General features: G+C 53.5%; 14 protein-coding genes. 3 read left to right on the forward strand and 11 right to left on the reverse strand.

All coding sequences use genetic code 11. The features are described from left to right. Positions 1-58: 58 nt before the first annotated feature. The 5 genes from ubiA to malK form a co-directional block, all read right to left on the reverse strand. Positions 59-931 carry a 4-hydroxybenzoate octaprenyltransferase gene (gene ubiA, locus J4617_RS12930; protein WP_000455249.1) on the reverse strand — a complete coding sequence of 291 codons (873 nt, stop codon included), beginning with the start codon at positions 929-931 and terminating at the stop codon, positions 59-61. A gap of 13 nt (positions 932-944) precedes the next feature. Continuing rightward, positions 945-1,442: a chorismate lyase gene (gene ubiC / locus J4617_RS12935; RefSeq protein WP_000019230.1), complete on the reverse strand. Its 498-nt coding sequence runs from the start codon at positions 1,440-1,442 to the stop codon at positions 945-947. 181 nt (positions 1,443-1,623) lie between these two features. Then, positions 1,624-2,541 carry a maltose operon protein MalM gene (gene malM, locus J4617_RS12940; protein ID WP_000782497.1) on the reverse strand — a complete coding sequence of 306 codons (918 nt, stop codon included), beginning with the start codon at positions 2,539-2,541 and terminating at the stop codon, positions 1,624-1,626. Between the two features lie 163 nt (positions 2,542-2,704). Beyond that, positions 2,705-4,063 carry a maltoporin LamB gene (locus J4617_RS12945; protein ID WP_017465895.1) on the reverse strand — a complete coding sequence of 453 codons (1,359 nt, stop codon included), beginning with the start codon at positions 4,061-4,063 and terminating at the stop codon, positions 2,705-2,707. An 88-nt stretch (positions 4,064-4,151) separates the two neighbouring features. After that, complete coding sequence (malK, locus tag J4617_RS12950) at positions 4,152-5,261, reverse strand: maltose/maltodextrin ABC transporter ATP-binding protein MalK (RefSeq protein WP_000179176.1); 1,110 nt, start codon at positions 5,259-5,261, stop codon at positions 4,152-4,154. Between the two features lie 361 nt (positions 5,262-5,622). On the opposite strand from malK, the gene malE reads away from it, so the two are divergent. The 3 genes from malE (at position 5,623) to malG (ending at position 9,394) form a co-directional block, all read left to right on the forward strand. Next, positions 5,623-6,813, forward strand: a complete 1,191-nt coding sequence (gene malE / locus J4617_RS12955) for a maltose/maltodextrin ABC transporter substrate-binding protein MalE (protein ID WP_000695415.1) — start codon at positions 5,623-5,625, stop codon at positions 6,811-6,813. A gap of 131 nt (positions 6,814-6,944) precedes the next feature. Beyond that, the gene (gene malF / locus J4617_RS12960) at positions 6,945-8,489 is read left to right on the forward strand and encodes a maltose ABC transporter permease MalF (RefSeq protein WP_000382570.1); all 1,545 of its coding nucleotides are present in this window, start codon (positions 6,945-6,947) and stop codon (positions 8,487-8,489) included. 14 nt (positions 8,490-8,503) lie between these two features. Then, positions 8,504-9,394 (forward strand): maltose ABC transporter permease MalG, encoded by an 891-nt coding sequence (gene malG, locus J4617_RS12965; protein WP_001252081.1) that lies wholly within the window; start codon positions 8,504-8,506, stop codon positions 9,392-9,394. A 165-nt stretch (positions 9,395-9,559) separates the two neighbouring features. Here the strand turns inward: malG and psiE are convergent, their stop codons facing one another. The 6 genes from psiE to pgi form a co-directional block, all read right to left on the reverse strand. Then, positions 9,560-9,970 carry a phosphate-starvation-inducible protein PsiE gene (gene psiE, locus J4617_RS12970; RefSeq protein ID WP_000982749.1) on the reverse strand — a complete coding sequence of 137 codons (411 nt, stop codon included), beginning with the start codon at positions 9,968-9,970 and terminating at the stop codon, positions 9,560-9,562. Between the two features lie 142 nt (positions 9,971-10,112). Continuing rightward, positions 10,113-12,209, reverse strand: a complete 2,097-nt coding sequence (locus J4617_RS12975) for a YjbH domain-containing protein (RefSeq protein WP_000750810.1) — start codon at positions 12,207-12,209, stop codon at positions 10,113-10,115. Continuing rightward, positions 12,209-12,946: a capsule biosynthesis GfcC family protein gene (locus tag J4617_RS12980; RefSeq protein ID WP_000977968.1), complete on the reverse strand. Its 738-nt coding sequence runs from the start codon at positions 12,944-12,946 to the stop codon at positions 12,209-12,211. Before J4617_RS12980 ends, J4617_RS12975 begins: the two co-directional genes overlap by 1 nt. Further along, on the reverse strand, positions 12,943-13,581 hold the full coding sequence (locus J4617_RS12985) for a YjbF family lipoprotein (protein ID WP_017465894.1): 639 nt from the start codon (positions 13,579-13,581) through the stop codon (positions 12,943-12,945). The genes J4617_RS12980 and J4617_RS12985 overlap by 4 nt, the downstream gene beginning before the upstream one ends. A gap of 63 nt (positions 13,582-13,644) precedes the next feature. After that, complete coding sequence (yjbE, locus tag J4617_RS12990) at positions 13,645-13,887, reverse strand: exopolysaccharide production protein YjbE (RefSeq protein ID WP_001541297.1); 243 nt, start codon at positions 13,885-13,887, stop codon at positions 13,645-13,647. A 443-nt stretch (positions 13,888-14,330) separates the two neighbouring features. After that, positions 14,331-15,980, reverse strand: a complete 1,650-nt coding sequence (gene pgi, locus J4617_RS12995; protein WP_000790028.1) for a glucose-6-phosphate isomerase — start codon at positions 15,978-15,980, stop codon at positions 14,331-14,333. Between the last annotated feature and the right edge of the window lie 35 nt (positions 15,981-16,015).

Below are 16,015 nucleotides of genomic sequence, written 5' to 3' on the forward strand. Positions count from 1 at the left end.
AACTGATATGACGTATTGAAAATTTTGGTTTTGTAGGCCGGGTTCGCCCGGCATGACATCAGAAGTGCCAGTAACTCATCGCCAGCCCTAAAAATAGCACCAGGCCAACGTAGTTATTGTTCATAAAGGCTTTAAAGCAGGCTTCACGCTCACGGTTCGCAATCAGTTTTTGCTGGTAGACAAACAGCGCGCCCGCCACCAGCACAGCCCAGTAATATCCCCATCCCAGACCATTCAACCAGCCGATCAGCGCCATTAACGCCATGACGCCAAGCTGCAGAATCCCGATAATCAATGTGTCATAACGACCAAACAGGATCGCCGTCGATTTAATGCCTATCTTGATATCATCATCTCTGTCGACCATCGCATATTGCGTATCGTAAGCCACCGCCCAGAGAATATTGGCGAGGAACATCAGCCAGCAGCTCAACGGCAGGGATTCGCTCACCGCGGCGAACGCCATGGGGATTGACCAGCCGAAAGCGGCCCCCAGCACGACCTGCGGCAGGTGGGTGTAGCGTTTCATAAAGGGATAAACCCAGGCCAACGCCAGCGCCGCCACGGAAAGCAGAATCGTCATGGCGTTCAGCGTCAGCACCAACAGAAACGCCAGCAGCACCAGCACCACAAACAGGTTGCGCGCTTCTTTCTCTGTCACGGCGCCGCTGGGTAAAGGTCGGTTGACCGTACGTTTTACATGTCCGTCAAATTTACGATCGGCATAATCATTCACCACGCAGCCCGCCGCGCGCATTAACCACACGCCAGCGACAAAAACTGCCAAAATCCACAGCTGAGGCATACCCGGCGTCGCCACCCATAGCGCCCAAAGCGTCGGCCAGAGCAGCAGCAACGCGCCAATAGGCTTATCTGTACGCATCAAACGGTGAAACGCCAGCAGCTTACTCTGCGTCAGACTCCACTCCATCTTTATCTTCCTCTCAGTACAGCGGCGATGCAGGTAAAAAAAGCTCGGTAAGCAACAGCGGTTTTCCGCTCAACCGCAGTCGAGAGCGGCGCCCCCACAGCGTTGCATCGCGTCCAATTTCAATAAAATCGCGGGTCAGTGTCGATGATGTAAATAGATAACGTCCAAGCGGGGTTTTACCCAGATGTTGTAAGACCTGTTCAGGTCCGCACAGCGTGGATTCCGGTACCACGGTACGTCCGGCAAGCCAGGGCTCGCCGTCAGCGCAAAGCAGTATCTCACGTAACCAGTAGCGGGATTCGGATGGCAGTAAACCTGATGCCTCCTCGACCTCACTTTGGCCGACAAACGCTTCCCGAATCAGCGTCACGCTTACCCGCTTTCCCTGCTGCTCAAAACGTTTAGTCATAGAATCTTCCAGCAACAGCCAGTCCAGCAAATGGGGTTCAAGCGCAGGAATCGCATCAAAATAGCGCAGCGCACGCAGTCGCGTTAACGCAGGGTGTGACATGCCTTACTCTCCGATTCATAACCTAAAGTCATTGTATCTCAGAAAAGACATTACGGGGGGCGCAATCACAATTAAGTGATCTGTTGCGCAACAAAAAAATAACAATTCGCATGAAATGACAAAAAAAAGGTGCGCCAGGAGACGCACCAGTTGCTGCAAAATCAGCACTGTGGGGAAACAATTACCCCTTGCCTTTTACACTGCTGATAAAGGTGGAACGGGCAGATGTCGATCCCAGACGTTCGGCCTCATCAAGCAGTTTCAGCGCTTTATCGACGTCGCCTTTCGCTACGGCATCCTTAATCGCTTTATTAAAGTAGCTTTCCGTATCGTTCAACATCGGTTCGCTTTTCTTCGGCGCGACTGGCGCTGGCGCAGCGACCGGCGCTGCGGTATTGCCTACCGTTACCGGCCCGGTACCGGACGAGCCAAACAACGGCCCGACCAATACGCTGGAGCTGCTGTTGGTTTTCACCTTCAGTTTCACCACGCCATCAGTGGTATGGCGAGCAACTGGATCGGGAATATCCGGGATAGAGTTACCGACGCCTTTGGCATAGGCTTTTGCCGGATCGAGCAGCGTAGTGGTTTGCTGAAGATCTTTTTCGGTCGTAAACACCAGAACATAGAGTTTCTGCTGCCCCAACGCAGGCGTCAGGCGCATCACGCCTTCCAGCCGGTCTGCGCTCATGACGCCCGGCTGCTGATAAGTAAAGTAACTGCTGGGGAAGAACGCCGAAGGCGTCATATTTTGGTCAAGAATCAACACGTTTGGCGCAAAAACGCTGGCTTGCTTATTGACCTCGCTGGTCAGAGTTAATGTCAGCTCGCCGATATTCGCCGGAACGCTATAAGCGGCGACCGGGCCGGTAATGCCGGCGACGTCAAGGCGCTGGCCGCCCGTCGCCAGTTGGGTAGACTGCGTTTTTGACTGATCTACAGGCGTCCAGGTTAATTGCTGTAGCGCAGCAGCAGGAATAGCGGGCGCGGCGCTGGTATTTTGCGGTACATAGTTCACTTCCGCCAGGCTGATACCCGGCACGCTGGCGAACAGCCCTGCGGTTAAACAGAGGGCGACGAGACTTTTCTTCATTTTCATTATTCTCACCTCAATAAGGCGGGTTCAGCGGTAGCCAGGCAATAGCGCGCCAACCCAAACATATCGCCGAATGGCGGCTGACGCCTTATTCGGCTTACAAGCATCATCAGACCTGATGTTTCAGAGGGGCTTGCGCCCCTCGTTACGTCAGATGACCATCGTATTACCACCAGATTTCCATCTGGGCGCCGAAGGTCCACTCATCGCTATCGCCACGGCTGTTGGTGGAAATGCCGGAGTTAGTCGCTGCGGCATAACGGGAAATGTTATCGCCGTCTTTGATATAGCCCCATTTCTCATCCCATTTCGCGTAGGTGGCGAAAATACGGATAGCCGGACGCGACCAGATGCTGTCGCCCGCCTGCCACTGTTGCGCCAGGGTGATTTTATATTGATTGTTACGATCGCCGGTCTGCTGAGATTTCACGTTGTCGTAGCCGACTTCCAGCAGGGTGCTCATGATTGGCGTCCACTTGTACATTGGACGTACACCCACGGTCCACCACTCAGTACCCAGGTTATTATCCCAATCGATATTCTGGTACATACCGACGTACATCAAATCCCATTTATCACCAAGCGAGATGGCGCCATGATCCAAAATACGCCACATATCGCCATTATTATTGATGACCTTATTGGCATAATTAATTTTGGTTCCATCAGACAATTCTTCAGTGAAAGATGAAGAACCGTCGGAACCGCGCGCCTGGCCTTTACCCTGCGTGGTCATGGCATCGGTGGCATATTGCACGACAAACTTGTTATAGCCTTTCAACATGCTTTGCGTGTGTTCGGCGGTGAACATCCAGCCGTCTTTCGATGCCCCATCAGCCAGCTTATAACCATCGGTCGTATTGGCGCGACCGTAATCAACGCCTAGCTCCAGTACGCCGTCCGGGTTCGTTTGCAGACCAGCCAGACGTACGTCAAAGACGTCGTTAGCGGTATCTTTCACTTCATCATAAATATTCTGGCTGCTGAAGGTGTAAGAGCCGCCCGCTTCAGTAGACCGGGTCGCCGCCAGTGAAAGCTTACCGAAGCCCAGATCGATATTTTCGATACCTGCGCCAGGACCTGAAATATCCCAGTAGTAGAAGTCGATCATGTGTACGTCATGACGCTGATAGAAGCGCTTACCGGCCCAGATGGTAGAGCCCGGCAGCCATTCAATCAGGTTTTTACCCTGCACGTTCGCTTCGCGGAAGGCGGGATCGGTCGATTCCCAGTCGTTCTGCTGGTTAACCGAATAGGCGACGTTGGTGTCGAAATAGAAGCTCTTATCGCCCTCTTTCCACACTTCCTGGCCCAGTTTCAGTTCCGCATAGGTTTCACATTCGTTACCGAGACGGTATTTACTTTGTGCACCGGTCACCTGGAAACACTGTTGTTCGCCGCCGCTTCCCGTCCAGCCAATACCGGAACGGGCGTAACCGTGGAAATCGACAGCCATTGCCTGAGCGGACATTACGCCCGCTGCGACAGCAACCGCCAGTGGGAGTTTGCGCAGAGTAATCATCATTCTATCTCCTGAGATCATTGCTTTTCTTTAAACGCTGCCACCTTCTAAAACTGCGAATGGTTTTGCGTTTCGTTTTTTTATGGAGGCCTTAAACACCCGGCTCTTGATGCAGACGACGACATGCGCTGCCATCCTCGCGGAACAGATGACAGCGCTCTGGCGGCAGGCCGATAGCGAATGTGGCGCCCTCTTCTACCAACACCACGTCATTCTGGCGATAAACCAGGTTTTGACGGATGGCGGGGATCTGGATATGAATTTGTGTTTCGTGCCCTAACTGCTCGACCACCTGGACTTCGCCTTCCAGGGTGACATCGGCGATATCGCTCGGCAGCAGGTGTTCCGGCCGAATGCCTAAAGACATATTGGCGCCGACCTGCACGCCGCGACTTTCGACCGGCAGCCAGATTTGCTGGCGATTCGGCAGTTCGACCTGGACTTGTTCAATCGCGGTGGCGGTCACTTTCACCGGCAGGAAGTTCATCTTCGGCGAGCCGATGAAGCCCGCGACAAAGCGGTCCGCCGGATAGTGGTACAGCTCCAGCGGCTTACCGACCTGAGCGACGCGACCGGCGTCCAGCACCACGATTTTGTCGGCCAGCGTCATCGCCTCGACCTGATCGTGGGTGACGTAAATCATCGTGCGGCCCAGACGTTTATGCAGGCGAGAAATTTCAATACGCATCTGCACGCGCAGCGCGGCGTCCAGGTTAGAGAGCGGTTCATCCAGCAAAAACACACGCGGCTCCGCCACCAGCGTGCGGCCAATCGCTACGCGCTGACGCTGCCCGCCGGAAAGCGCTTTTGGCTTACGTTCCAGCAGATGCGCCAGTTGCAGCACTTCCGCCACCTGGTTGACGCGTTGATTCATTACCTCTTTTTTGGCGCCCGCCAGCTTGAGGCCGAAAGACATGTTTTCTGCAACGGAGAGATGGGGATAGAGCGCATAAGACTGGAATACCATGCCCACGCCGCGCTCGGCAGGCGGAATATCATTCATACGGGTTTCCCCGATAAACAGGTCGCCACTGGTGATGGTTTCAAGCCCGGCGATCATACGCAGCAAGGTCGATTTACCACAGCCTGACGGTCCCACAAACACCACGAACTCCCCGTCATGGATATCGAGGTTAATATCTTTCGATACCACCACGTCACCCCAGGCTTTCGTTACATTTCGTAGCTGTACGCTCGCCATGCCCTTCTCCCTTCGTTACAACCTGTCATTGACAGCAACATTCATGATGGCCTGACTATGCGCGATCCCTGACTGGGGTAAATCCTCCACCCCCCGGCTTTTTTATGGGGGAGGAGGCGGGAGGATGAGGACACAACACCTGAGACCACGGGCGCGGACAGAAAAGGAATTTCGTGATGCCGCCCGCAAAAATCGGCGTGTTTTTGTGTGCGCCAGCACGCATTACTCACATTTATGCAACACAGATCACATAAAGCCGGGGTGGGGCGTAGGGGCGGGGAGGATGGAAAGAGGTTGTCGTATAAAGAAACTAGAGACCGTTAAACCACCTCTGTGTACATCACCAAAAAGGATGGGAGATATGAAGATTAAAACTGGCGTAGGCATCCTCGCATTATCCGCACTTACGACGATGATGATTTCCGCCCCGGCTCTCGCCAAAATTGAAGAAGGTAAACTGGTTATCTGGATCAACGGCGACAAGGGTTATAACGGTCTGGCCGAGGTCGGTAAAAAATTTGAGCAAGACACCGGCATTAAAGTGACCGTTGAGCACCCGGATAAGCTGGAAGAGAAATTCCCGCAGGTGGCAGCCACCGGCGACGGTCCTGACATTATCTTCTGGGCGCACGACCGTTTTGGCGGCTACGCGCAGTCTGGTCTGCTGGCGGAGGTCACTCCGGATAAAGCGTTTCAGGACAAACTCTATCCGTTCACCTGGGATGCGGTACGTTATAACGGCAAGCTGATCGCCTACCCCATCGCCGTTGAAGCCCTCTCCCTGATTTATAACAAAGACCTCGTCCCGAACCCGCCGAAAACCTGGGAAGAGATCCCGGCGCTGGATAAAGAGCTAAAAGCGAAAGGGAAGTCGGCGATAATGTTCAACCTGCAAGAGCCGTATTTCACCTGGCCTTTGATCGCCGCTGACGGCGGTTACGCGTTCAAATTTGAAAACGGCAAGTATGACGTGAAAGACGTTGGCGTCGACAACGCCGGCGCGAAAGCGGGCCTGACTTTCCTGATCGATATGATCAAGAACAAAAATATGAGCGCCGATACCGATTACTCCATCGCCGAAGCAGCCTTCAATAAAGGCGAAACGGCAATGACCATCAACGGTCCGTGGGCATGGTCGAACATCGACAAGAGCAAAGTCAACTACGGTGTCACCCTGCTGCCGACCTTCAAAGGTAAACCCTCGAAACCGTTCGTCGGCGTGCTGAGCGCGGGAATTAACGCTGCCAGCCCGAATAAAGAGCTGGCGAAAGAGTTCCTCGAAAACTACCTGCTGACCGATCAGGGTCTGGAAGCGGTGAACAAAGATAAACCGCTGGGCGCCGTGGCGCTGAAATCTTTCCAGGAGCAGTTAGCGAAAGACCCCCGTATCGCCGCCACCATGGATAACGCCCAGAAAGGCGAGATCATGCCGAATATTCCGCAGATGTCCGCCTTCTGGTATGCGGTACGTACGGCTGTGATCAACGCCGCCAGCGGCCGTCAAACCGTGGATGCCGCGCTGAAAGATGCACAAAGCCGTATCACTAAGTAATGCCGCGAGCCTGTGCCGGATGGCGGCATAAATGCCTTATCAGGCCTACAACACACCGTAGGCCTGATAAGCGCAGCGCCATCAGGCACATCTCCGGCCAGGAAGTTTCAACGCTGTAGAGGAAAACCCCCATGGATGTCATTAAAAAGAAACACTGGTGGCAAAGCGACCAGCTTAAATGGTCAGTAATTGGTCTGCTGGGCCTGCTGGTGGGTTACCTTGTAGTTTTAATGTACGTACAAGGGGAGTATCTGTTCGCCATCATGACGCTGATTTTAAGCTCTGCTGGCCTGTATATTTTCGCAAATCGTAAAACCTATGCCTGGCGCTACGTTTACCCTGGCCTCGCCGGCATGGGGCTATTTGTGCTATTCCCGCTGGTGTGCACCATCGCTATCGCCTTTACTAACTACAGCAGCACCAACCAGCTCACCTTTGAACGCGCCCAGCAAGTGCTGATGGACCGTTCTTATCAGGCAGGAAAAACCTATAACTTCGGTCTTTACCCGAGCGGCGACGAGTGGCAACTGGCCCTTACCGACGGAGAAACGGGCAAACATTACCTGTCTGACGCATTTTCCTTCGGCGGCGAACAAAAATTACAGCTGAAAGAGACCGATGCCCTGCCGGGCGGCGAACGCGCCAATCTGCGGATAATCACCCAGAACCGTCTGGCGCTGAACCAGATAACCGCCGTCCTGCCGGATGAAAGTAAAGTAATTATGAGCTCGCTACGTCAGTTTTCCGGTACTCGTCCGCTGTACACACTGGCTGATGACGGCCTGCTGACCAATAACCAGAGCGGCGTAAAATACCGGCCAAACAACGATAGCGGTTATTATCAGTCGATCAACGCCGACGGAAGCTGGGGTGATGAAAAACTCAGTCCTGGTTATACCGTTACTATCGGCGCGAAAAACTTTACGCGCGTCTTTACCGACGAAGGGATCCAGAAGCCTTTTTTCGCTATCTTCGTCTGGACCGTGGTCTTTTCGGTCCTCACTGTGGTGTTAACCGTGGCGGTTGGGATGGTATTGGCCTGCCTCGTACAGTGGGAAGCGCTGAAAGGTAAAGCTATCTACCGCGTCCTGCTGATTCTGCCCTACGCCGTACCGTCGTTTATTTCAATTTTGATTTTCAAAGGGTTATTCAACCAAAGCTTTGGCGAAATCAATATGATGCTGAGCGCGCTGTTTGGCATTAAACCTGCCTGGTTCAGCGACCCCAACACCGCGCGGGCAATGGTGATTATCGTGAATACCTGGCTGGGCTATCCCTACATGATGATCCTGTGCATGGGACTGCTGAAAGCGATTCCGGATGACCTGTACGAAGCCTCCGCAATGGACGGCGCCGGTCCATTTCAGAATTTCTTTAAAATCACCTTACCGCTGCTTATTAAGCCGCTAACGCCGCTGATGATCGCCAGCTTCGCCTTTAACTTTAATAACTTCGTGCTGATTCAACTGTTGACCAACGGCGGGCCAGACCGTCTCGGCACCACCACGCCTGCCGGTTATACCGATCTGCTCGTCAGCTACACCTACCGTATCGCCTTTGAAGGCGGCGGCGGTCAGGACTTCGGTCTGGCGGCGGCCATTGCCACGCTGATCTTCCTGCTGGTAGGCGCGCTGGCAATAGTGAACCTGAAAGCCACGCGTATGAAGTTTGATTAAGGGAGATAATAACAATGGCTATGGTCCAACCCAAATCTCAGAAACTGCGTCTCTTCATCACGCACCTGGGGCTGCTGATTTTCATCGCGGCGATCATGTTCCCACTGCTGATGGTCATCGCTATCTCGCTACGTGAAGGGAACTTCGCCACCGGAAGCCTGATCCCGGATAAAATCTCCTGGGAACACTGGCGGCTGGCGCTGGGTTTCAGCGTGGAACATGCGGATGGTCGGGTAACGCCGCCTCCCTTCCCGGTACTGCTGTGGCTGTGGAACTCAGTGAAAATCGCCGGTATTACCGCCATCGGCATCGTGGCGCTCTCCACCACCTGCGCCTACGCTTTCGCACGAATGCGTTTTCCAGGTAAAGCAACACTGCTCAAAGGGATGCTGATTTTCCAGATGTTTCCGGCGGTTTTGTCTCTGGTGGCGCTGTATGCGTTATTTGACCGCCTGGGACAATACATTCCATTTATCGGTCTGAATACGCATGGCGGCGTGATCTTCGCCTATCTTGGCGGCATCGCGCTGCACGTCTGGACGATTAAAGGCTACTTCGAAACTATCGACAGCTCGCTGGAAGAGGCCGCCGCGCTGGATGGCGCAACCCCGTGGCAGGCATTTCGCCTGGTGCTGCTGCCGCTTTCCGTACCGATTCTGGCGGTGGTGTTTATTCTGTCGTTCATCGCGGCGATTACCGAAGTTCCGGTCGCCTCGTTGTTACTGCGCGATGTGGACAGCTATACGCTGGCCGTGGGTATGCAGCAATATCTCAACCCGCAAAACTACCTGTGGGGCGACTTTGCCGCCGCCGCCGTCCTTTCTGCTATTCCTATCACCCTGGTGTTCCTGTTGGCGCAACGTTGGCTGGTCAACGGCCTGACGGCTGGGGGTGTGAAAGGTTAAGTTTTATCGAAGTACCTGCCCGGCAACGGGCAATGCCACTGCCCTCAACTTATGTTATCCCCACTTATGGTCGTATTTTGGCGCTCTTCGGAGCGCTTTTTTTATGCGTTATAGACAGCGGCTAATTTATTGCCACGCCATACGTCCGTTACGGTGTGGCGACGCCTATTCTCGCCGTAGTCGGTTCGAATTACATAACCACAACGTGATAACCAACAGGAGGATCGCCGCCGAATAGAGTAATACATCCATTGGCGTTTTATGATCGACAATGATCAGACGCACAATCGCCGTGATCCCAATGTACACGAAATAGCGCAGCGGAAAGTGAAGGCCAGACTTAAAGTACTTCACAATCAGCGCAATAAATTCGAAATAAAGAAAGTAGATCACCAACCCTTCCACCAGTTCATATTTGCTGGCTTGCTCAGGCGCGAATAATGCATCCGCCAGGTGCACCGTCTCTTTACCGAGAAAAACGACCAGGATCAGACCGAGGGTAAGCAGCCCCAAATTTAGTACGTTTTGTAAAATCGTGGCGATAAACTCAAGACGTGAGCGCGATAATGGCATCATAACAGCCCCCTCTTTCTCTGCGGCGAGGTTTCTGTATAACGCACAAATGTGACGGGCATCTATATTTTTTATTTATGTTTATATTTTGTTCAATAAGATAATTTGCCGGATAGCGCCGTGAACGCCTTATCCGGCCTGAGTATTAACGGAAATTTACGCTCCTGTCACTGGTCATATCATACAGGCCAAACTTACGGCCAAGCTGTTGACCACCGTCACGCGTCAGCGGCGTCCAGCCAATTGCCGCACGACTTCGGGTTGGGCCGGACGAGAAGATATCCAGCGGCACGGAAACATATACGCCTTTGGTAAAATCCCCTTCCCCATATTCATCCGGCGACGCATCGGTAATCGTCGCGTAACCGCCGACAACGACGCCGCTATCGAAGCGTTTGGCGATCTCCAGCGTACCGCCTTTATCGCCCGCCAGATACTGACCAACGCTGGCTTTCACCAGCACATCCTGGGCGAACGACGGCGTCCAGTATGCGGTCAAATGTCCGGTCTTCACGCTGTAATCGGTAAACTTCATCATATCCTGCGCGCTACGCCAGTCACGCTGTTTCACGTAGTTGGCATCCAGACCAAACGCCCAATTGCTGTCTACCGGGCGATACAGGACTTCCGCCCCGGCACCGCCAAACATGGTCTCCAGATAACCGCCGTAGACCTGCCCATAGAAACCATTGCCAAAATACTGGAAGTAGTTGGCCTGTAGGTTATTCACATAAACATCGTTCTGCACATACTCACGGACATGCGTACGCACCCGCGGCAGATGCGAGTCCTTCGGCGGATTGGTGTAGTTAAATTTGTCGTAGTTGTTGGCGATATTGGCAAACACGCTGCCCGTGGTGAGCAGATGATCTGTGACCCACAGATCCGCGGTTCCCATTACGCCCAACTGATACATATAGAAGTTTTCCGGGCCGCCTACCGACTGATTCAGCACGGGATCAAGATGAAAATCAACGCGCGACTTGTCGATATACCAACCCTGTTCAGTACTCTCTGGCACGATCGGCTCCACGCGTTTTTGCGCCAGCGGAGTTTCATGTCCCAGCGGTTCGCCTTCCAGATGGCGTTTCAGGCTGGCGACATCGGTTTCAGTGGTGACCTGCGGCAGATTAAGGCGGTTTTCCGTCACGCGGATCGTGCGGATCCCCTCCGGCAGATCGTTCATGACGATCCGGTTAGCGCGCACGATCCCTTCACGGGAGTCGCGGTACTTCACCTGTTCACCGGTAACGTATAGCGTATCGCCTTTGACCTGGATTTTCGGGTCCGCCAGACCGGCATTATATTTCAATAACGTTAATTGATTAGCCACTACCGAATGTTGCAGGATGGCATCCTGCGGCTGTGGTCGGTATTGCGGGCGTGAATTGTCATGATACGCGGGACGTAAATCGTTGAAATTGGTGCGCAGCGTAACGCCAAACATAAAGGTGTTGCCGCGCTCGTAGCTGAGGTTAACGTCGGCCCAATCGGTGACGCGGTAAATGGCGCCGACGTTAAACTTGCTCTTCTGCTCCAGTTTACCCGCAAAATCCTGCTGATAATTATTGCCTTCATACTCCAGCTTCAGGCGTAGCGGTTGCCACGGGGTCTGATATTCCACGCCGCCAAACAGTGAGGCCGGGCCGTGAAACATATCGCTACCGTCGACGGAACCTGCCTCTTTATAGCTGTTATCACGCGAACAGAATTTATCACTATACGAACAGAAAGGATTAGACACATTGCCGCTGGTGCCAAGATAGCCCCAGCCGAGACCTAATGAAAAATCAAATGGCCCCCAGGCCTTACTCGCTACAATATATTCCGCATCAAACAGCCCCGTCCCGCCGATATCGCGCGCGCCAACCGCCACCTGCGGCATCCAGTAACTCTCTTCCCACAACCGCAGTTTCACATCAAACGCTTTATCTTTGTAAGTCTGGTCGCCGGAGAATGATTCCACGCTGCTGTACTTTTTCGTACGGACATCGGTATAGCGCAACGTGGTTTCCAGCCACGGGAAAAGCTGAACCGAAGCCGAGTAGTAGCGGTACTGATCGTTATCGCGATAGTTCAGGCTCATCTCCCCTTCACGCGTCATACGCGCTGTCGGCGTTTGCAGCAGGCCCACGCCGCCAAAGTCAGATTGTGAAGGCCCAACAGGGGCTGGATATGTTTCGGCATGGCAGGCCGCGCTAATACCCAGCGCCAGCACGCTGAGCAGATGTGTTTTTTTCATTATTCCGGTATCCGCTGCGTCAGGGTATGAAGAATGTCGGCATTTATCGCCTCCGGCGTGCCGCGCCAAAGGGAATCGGCAAAACCGACAAAAATAATGCTGCCGGGCATCGGCTCGATATGACGCTTATTCCAGTAAGCCACCGGCGCTTTTTGGCTGCGTCCATCAGGGTAAACCACCCAGGCATAGCTACGATCCGCGCCGCTGAGTAAGCGCTGATCCTCAAGATAACTGGCGACGTCCCGCCCAGGGACGAACGGCTGGCTGCCCGGCTGGCTAATCAAGCCAAAGAGCGTCACCTGCGTGGGTTGCGGCCCGACCCAGAGCGTGTAGTGACCTTGCAGCGGCGGGTTACCACGTTCGCTCACCCGCACCACGTCAGGATCAAGATTCACGAATTGTCTGCCCGTCACCTTCACCGCCTGAATCTGTCGGCGCAGTGTGTTTATCGCCGCCGCCGCATCGCCGTCTTCCTCAGCGCCGAGCGCCGCCAGTCGCCCGAGAAGTTCCTGCTGCTGCTGACGCGCCGTCACGGTCGCCTGTTCTTCGCCTATCACCGCCGCAGGCCACCAGCTCGTTGCCAGGCGCGGCTGTCCGACTAAATCGAGCAGACGCTCAGCGTCTGTCAGCGTTTTAGGCTCGCTATTACCCTGGGTAAAAACGGTAACAGTGCCGCTGGCAAAGGCGGATGACGCGACAAAGGCCAGCGCCAGCGCGCTTATCGTCCTTTTCATCATGATTTTGCCGCCTTAATCAGCGTGGTTTTCACCGGAAAGTAATTCGCGCCCAGATACTGTTCCGTCTGGCGAATTTGGCCTTCGCTATCAACCCAGTAGCGATTACGCCAGCGCGTTTGATCGGTCGTCACTTCTTCATCCAGCACCCGCACGGCGGTCTCTTCACTGCCGACGTTCACGCTATCGGTCCCTCGCCATGTAAAAACGGAACGGGCGGTGGCGTAACGCACCTGGCGATGTTCGGTCCAGCCCAGGGTGCGAGTCCAGGTCGCGCCATCGATAATCTGTCCTGGTTTCGCCAGCGGGTCGGTCGCCAGATTATTCACATCGATCAGGTTGTCGCCGCCGAGCAGAGTTTTGACCAGACGGCCATGCTGCGTCACGATCGTCGCGCCATCCTGCGTCACCCATTTCTGCTGCCCGTTTTCCGAGAAAGCGAGCACCACAAACAGTTGAGGACCGCCGTTAAGCTGCATGTACTGGCTGGCATAAGGCATGTTTTGAATATCGTCATCCGTTAGCTGTACGCCTGGCGTACCGAACAAACTGTCCCACAGTGAATCGCCCAGGCCTTTGGTGGTGGCCGAACACGCCTGTAATAGCAGGCAAATCAGGATAAGTGCGAGTCGCTTCACGACGCTTCTCCAGAGGGGCAAAATAACCACACCGGAGTGTGGTTATGGTTAAACGTACCGATACTACTGGGTACTGGTGGTCGTGGTGGTCGTGGTTCCGGTATTGGAACCATCGCCGCCGCCGGTTGCCGCTAACGCGACGCCCACCGCCGAACTTACGGTGCTAACGCTGGTAGCGGAGGAGCTTCCCGCCGATACCGACGTCGCTGCCGACCCTGCCGCTTCACCCACCTGAACGGGGGCTGCCGAGACAGATGTCGCCGCAAGCGCGGTTATGGCAAAAATGCCATACAGTACTTTTTTCATCATAATTTCCCTTCATTGAATGAATGGAGATTTACCCAAAAGAATTTCGGGCGCTACCGAGTATACACAACCAAAGCAGGCGGATTATGCCCGGGAGAAATAACATCGAAGTTTTAGGATAATTAAACTTTAAAGAAGTAACGCCTACATTATTTAATTAACAAACAAATAAAATCAATAAGTTAAAATTAAACTAAAAGACATCAGCATCCGTATAATCTGAAAATAACGCAGAGTGATTTTCTGGTTATTGCTTATTTTAGGATTAAGCTCAATATAAAATTTTGGGGATAAAGACGGACAAGCGGAATTATCTTATAAAAAAAGCCGATGTGAATATCGGCCTTTTTATTATCTTATTCTCTTTTTGCCGGATGGCGGCGAAACGCCTTACCCGGCCTACAGACGCTATGCATTACGTAGACCGGATAAGCGCAGTGCCATCAGGCGCGCCAGGCTTTATAACGGTTAATCAGACCGTTAGTAGAGCTATCATGGGACGAAATAGCTTTATCATCGCCCAACTCCGGCAGAATACGGTTAGCCAACTGTTTACCCAACTCAACGCCCCACTGGTCGAAAGTAAAGATGTTCAGGATGACGCCCTGCGTAAAGATTTTATGCTCATACAACGCAATCAGTGCGCCCAGGCTGAACGGCGTAATTTCGCGCAGCAGGATAGAGTTGGTCGGGCGGTTGCCTTCAAACACTTTGAATGGCACAACGTGTTCAAGCTGCGCCGGATCTTTCCCCTGATCGCGATATTCCTGCTCAACCACCTCGCGGGATTTACCAAACGCCAGCGCTTCGGTCTGCGCGAAGAAGTTAGACAGCAGCTTCTGATGATGATCGGATAGCGGGTTATGGGTGATAGCCGGGGCGATAAAATCACACGGCACCATTTTAGTACCCTGGTGAATCAATTGATAAAACGCGTGCTGACCGTTGGTGCCTGGTTCGCCCCAGATAATTGGGCCTGTCTGGTAATCCACGGCGTTGCCGTTACGGTCAACGTATTTACCGTTGGATTCCATGTTACCCTGCTGGAAGTAGGCGGCGAAACGGTGCATATACTGGTCGTACGGCAGAATGGCTTCGGTTTCCGCGCCGAAGAAATTGTTGTACCAGATGCCAATCAACGCCAGCAGAATGGGTAGGTTTTTCTCCGCCGGAGTGGTGGAGAAATGCTTGTCCATCGCGTGCGCGCCGGAAAGCAGCTCGACAAAGTTGTCGAAACCGACGGACAGAATAATGGACAGCCCGATGGCAGACCACAGCGAGTAACGACCACCGACCCAGTCCCAGAACTCGAACATATTGGCCGTGTCGATACCAAATTCGCCGACCGCTTTGGCGTTGGTGGAGAGCGCAGCAAAGTGTTTCGCCACGTGTTTTTCATCGCCTGCAGTTTTCAGGAACCAGTCGCGCGCGCTGTGGGCGTTGGTCATGGTTTCCTGGGTGGTGAAAGTTTTAGAAGCGACCAGAAACAGCGTGGTTTCAGGGTTCACTTTCTTCAGCACTTCAGCGATGTGGGTGCCATCGACGTTAGAGACGAAGTGCATGTTCAGATGGTTTTTATACGGACGCAGCGCTTCGGTCACCATGAACGGGCCGAGGTCGGAACCGCCGATACCGATGTTCACCACGTCGGTGATGGCCTTACCGGTGTAGCCTTTCCACTGACCGGAGATAATCGCTTGCGAGAAAGTTTTCATCTTCTCAAGCACGGCGTTCACTTCCGGCATCACATCTTTGCCGTCCACGATGATCGGCGTATTGCTACGGTTACGCAGCGCCACGTGCAGCACGGCGCGGTCTTCGGTGCGGTTGATCTTCTCGCCGGAGAACATGGATTTAATCGCGCCGGCCAGATCGGTCTCTTTCGCCAGATCCTGTAATTTTGCCAGCGTCTCTTCGGTGATGCGGTTTTTGGAGAAATCCACCAGCATCAGATCGTCAAACGTCGCGGAAAATTTAGCGAAACGGTCGCTATCGTTCGCGAAAAGCTCAGCGATCGTAACGTCTTTCATTTCATCGTAGTGTTTCTGGAGCGCCTGCCAGGCAGAAGTCTGCGTTGGATTGATGTTTTTCATTAGCAATACTCTTCTGATTTGAGAATTGTGACTGG

Source organism: Salmonella sp. 32010601201800023SM, assembly GCF_017572235.1.
Taxonomy (GTDB): Bacteria; Pseudomonadota; Gammaproteobacteria; order Enterobacterales; family Enterobacteriaceae; genus Salmonella; species Salmonella enterica.

What these genes read in the sequence shown, in the direction of transcription:
- malK (WP_000179176.1), bottom strand. Translation starts at nt 5,261, where the DNA reads ATGGCGAGCGTACAGCTACGAAATGTAACGAAAGCCTGGGGTGACGTG.
- malF (WP_000382570.1), top strand. Translation starts at nt 6,945, where the DNA reads ATGGATGTCATTAAAAAGAAACACTGGTGGCAAAGCGACCAGCTTAAA.
- malM (WP_000782497.1), bottom strand. Translation starts at nt 2,541, where the DNA reads ATGAAAATGAAGAAAAGTCTCGTCGCCCTCTGTTTAACCGCAGGGCTG.
- J4617_RS12945 (WP_017465895.1), bottom strand. Translation starts at nt 4,063, where the DNA reads ATGATGATTACTCTGCGCAAACTCCCACTGGCGGTTGCTGTCGCAGCG.
- ubiA (WP_000455249.1), bottom strand. Translation starts at nt 931, where the DNA reads ATGGAGTGGAGTCTGACGCAGAGTAAGCTGCTGGCGTTTCACCGTTTG.
- J4617_RS12980 (WP_000977968.1), bottom strand. Translation starts at nt 12,946, where the DNA reads ATGATGAAAAGGACGATAAGCGCGCTGGCGCTGGCCTTTGTCGCGTCA.
- ubiC (WP_000019230.1), bottom strand. Translation starts at nt 1,442, where the DNA reads ATGTCACACCCTGCGTTAACGCGACTGCGTGCGCTGCGCTATTTTGAT.
- J4617_RS12975 (WP_000750810.1), bottom strand. Translation starts at nt 12,209, where the DNA reads ATGAAAAAAACACATCTGCTCAGCGTGCTGGCGCTGGGTATTAGCGCG.
- pgi (WP_000790028.1), bottom strand. Translation starts at nt 15,980, where the DNA reads ATGAAAAACATCAATCCAACGCAGACTTCTGCCTGGCAGGCGCTCCAG.
- malG (WP_001252081.1), top strand. Translation starts at nt 8,504, where the DNA reads ATGGCTATGGTCCAACCCAAATCTCAGAAACTGCGTCTCTTCATCACG.
- malE (WP_000695415.1), top strand. Translation starts at nt 5,623, where the DNA reads ATGAAGATTAAAACTGGCGTAGGCATCCTCGCATTATCCGCACTTACG.
- yjbE (WP_001541297.1), bottom strand. Translation starts at nt 13,887, where the DNA reads ATGAAAAAAGTACTGTATGGCATTTTTGCCATAACCGCGCTTGCGGCG.
- psiE (WP_000982749.1), bottom strand. Translation starts at nt 9,970, where the DNA reads ATGATGCCATTATCGCGCTCACGTCTTGAGTTTATCGCCACGATTTTA.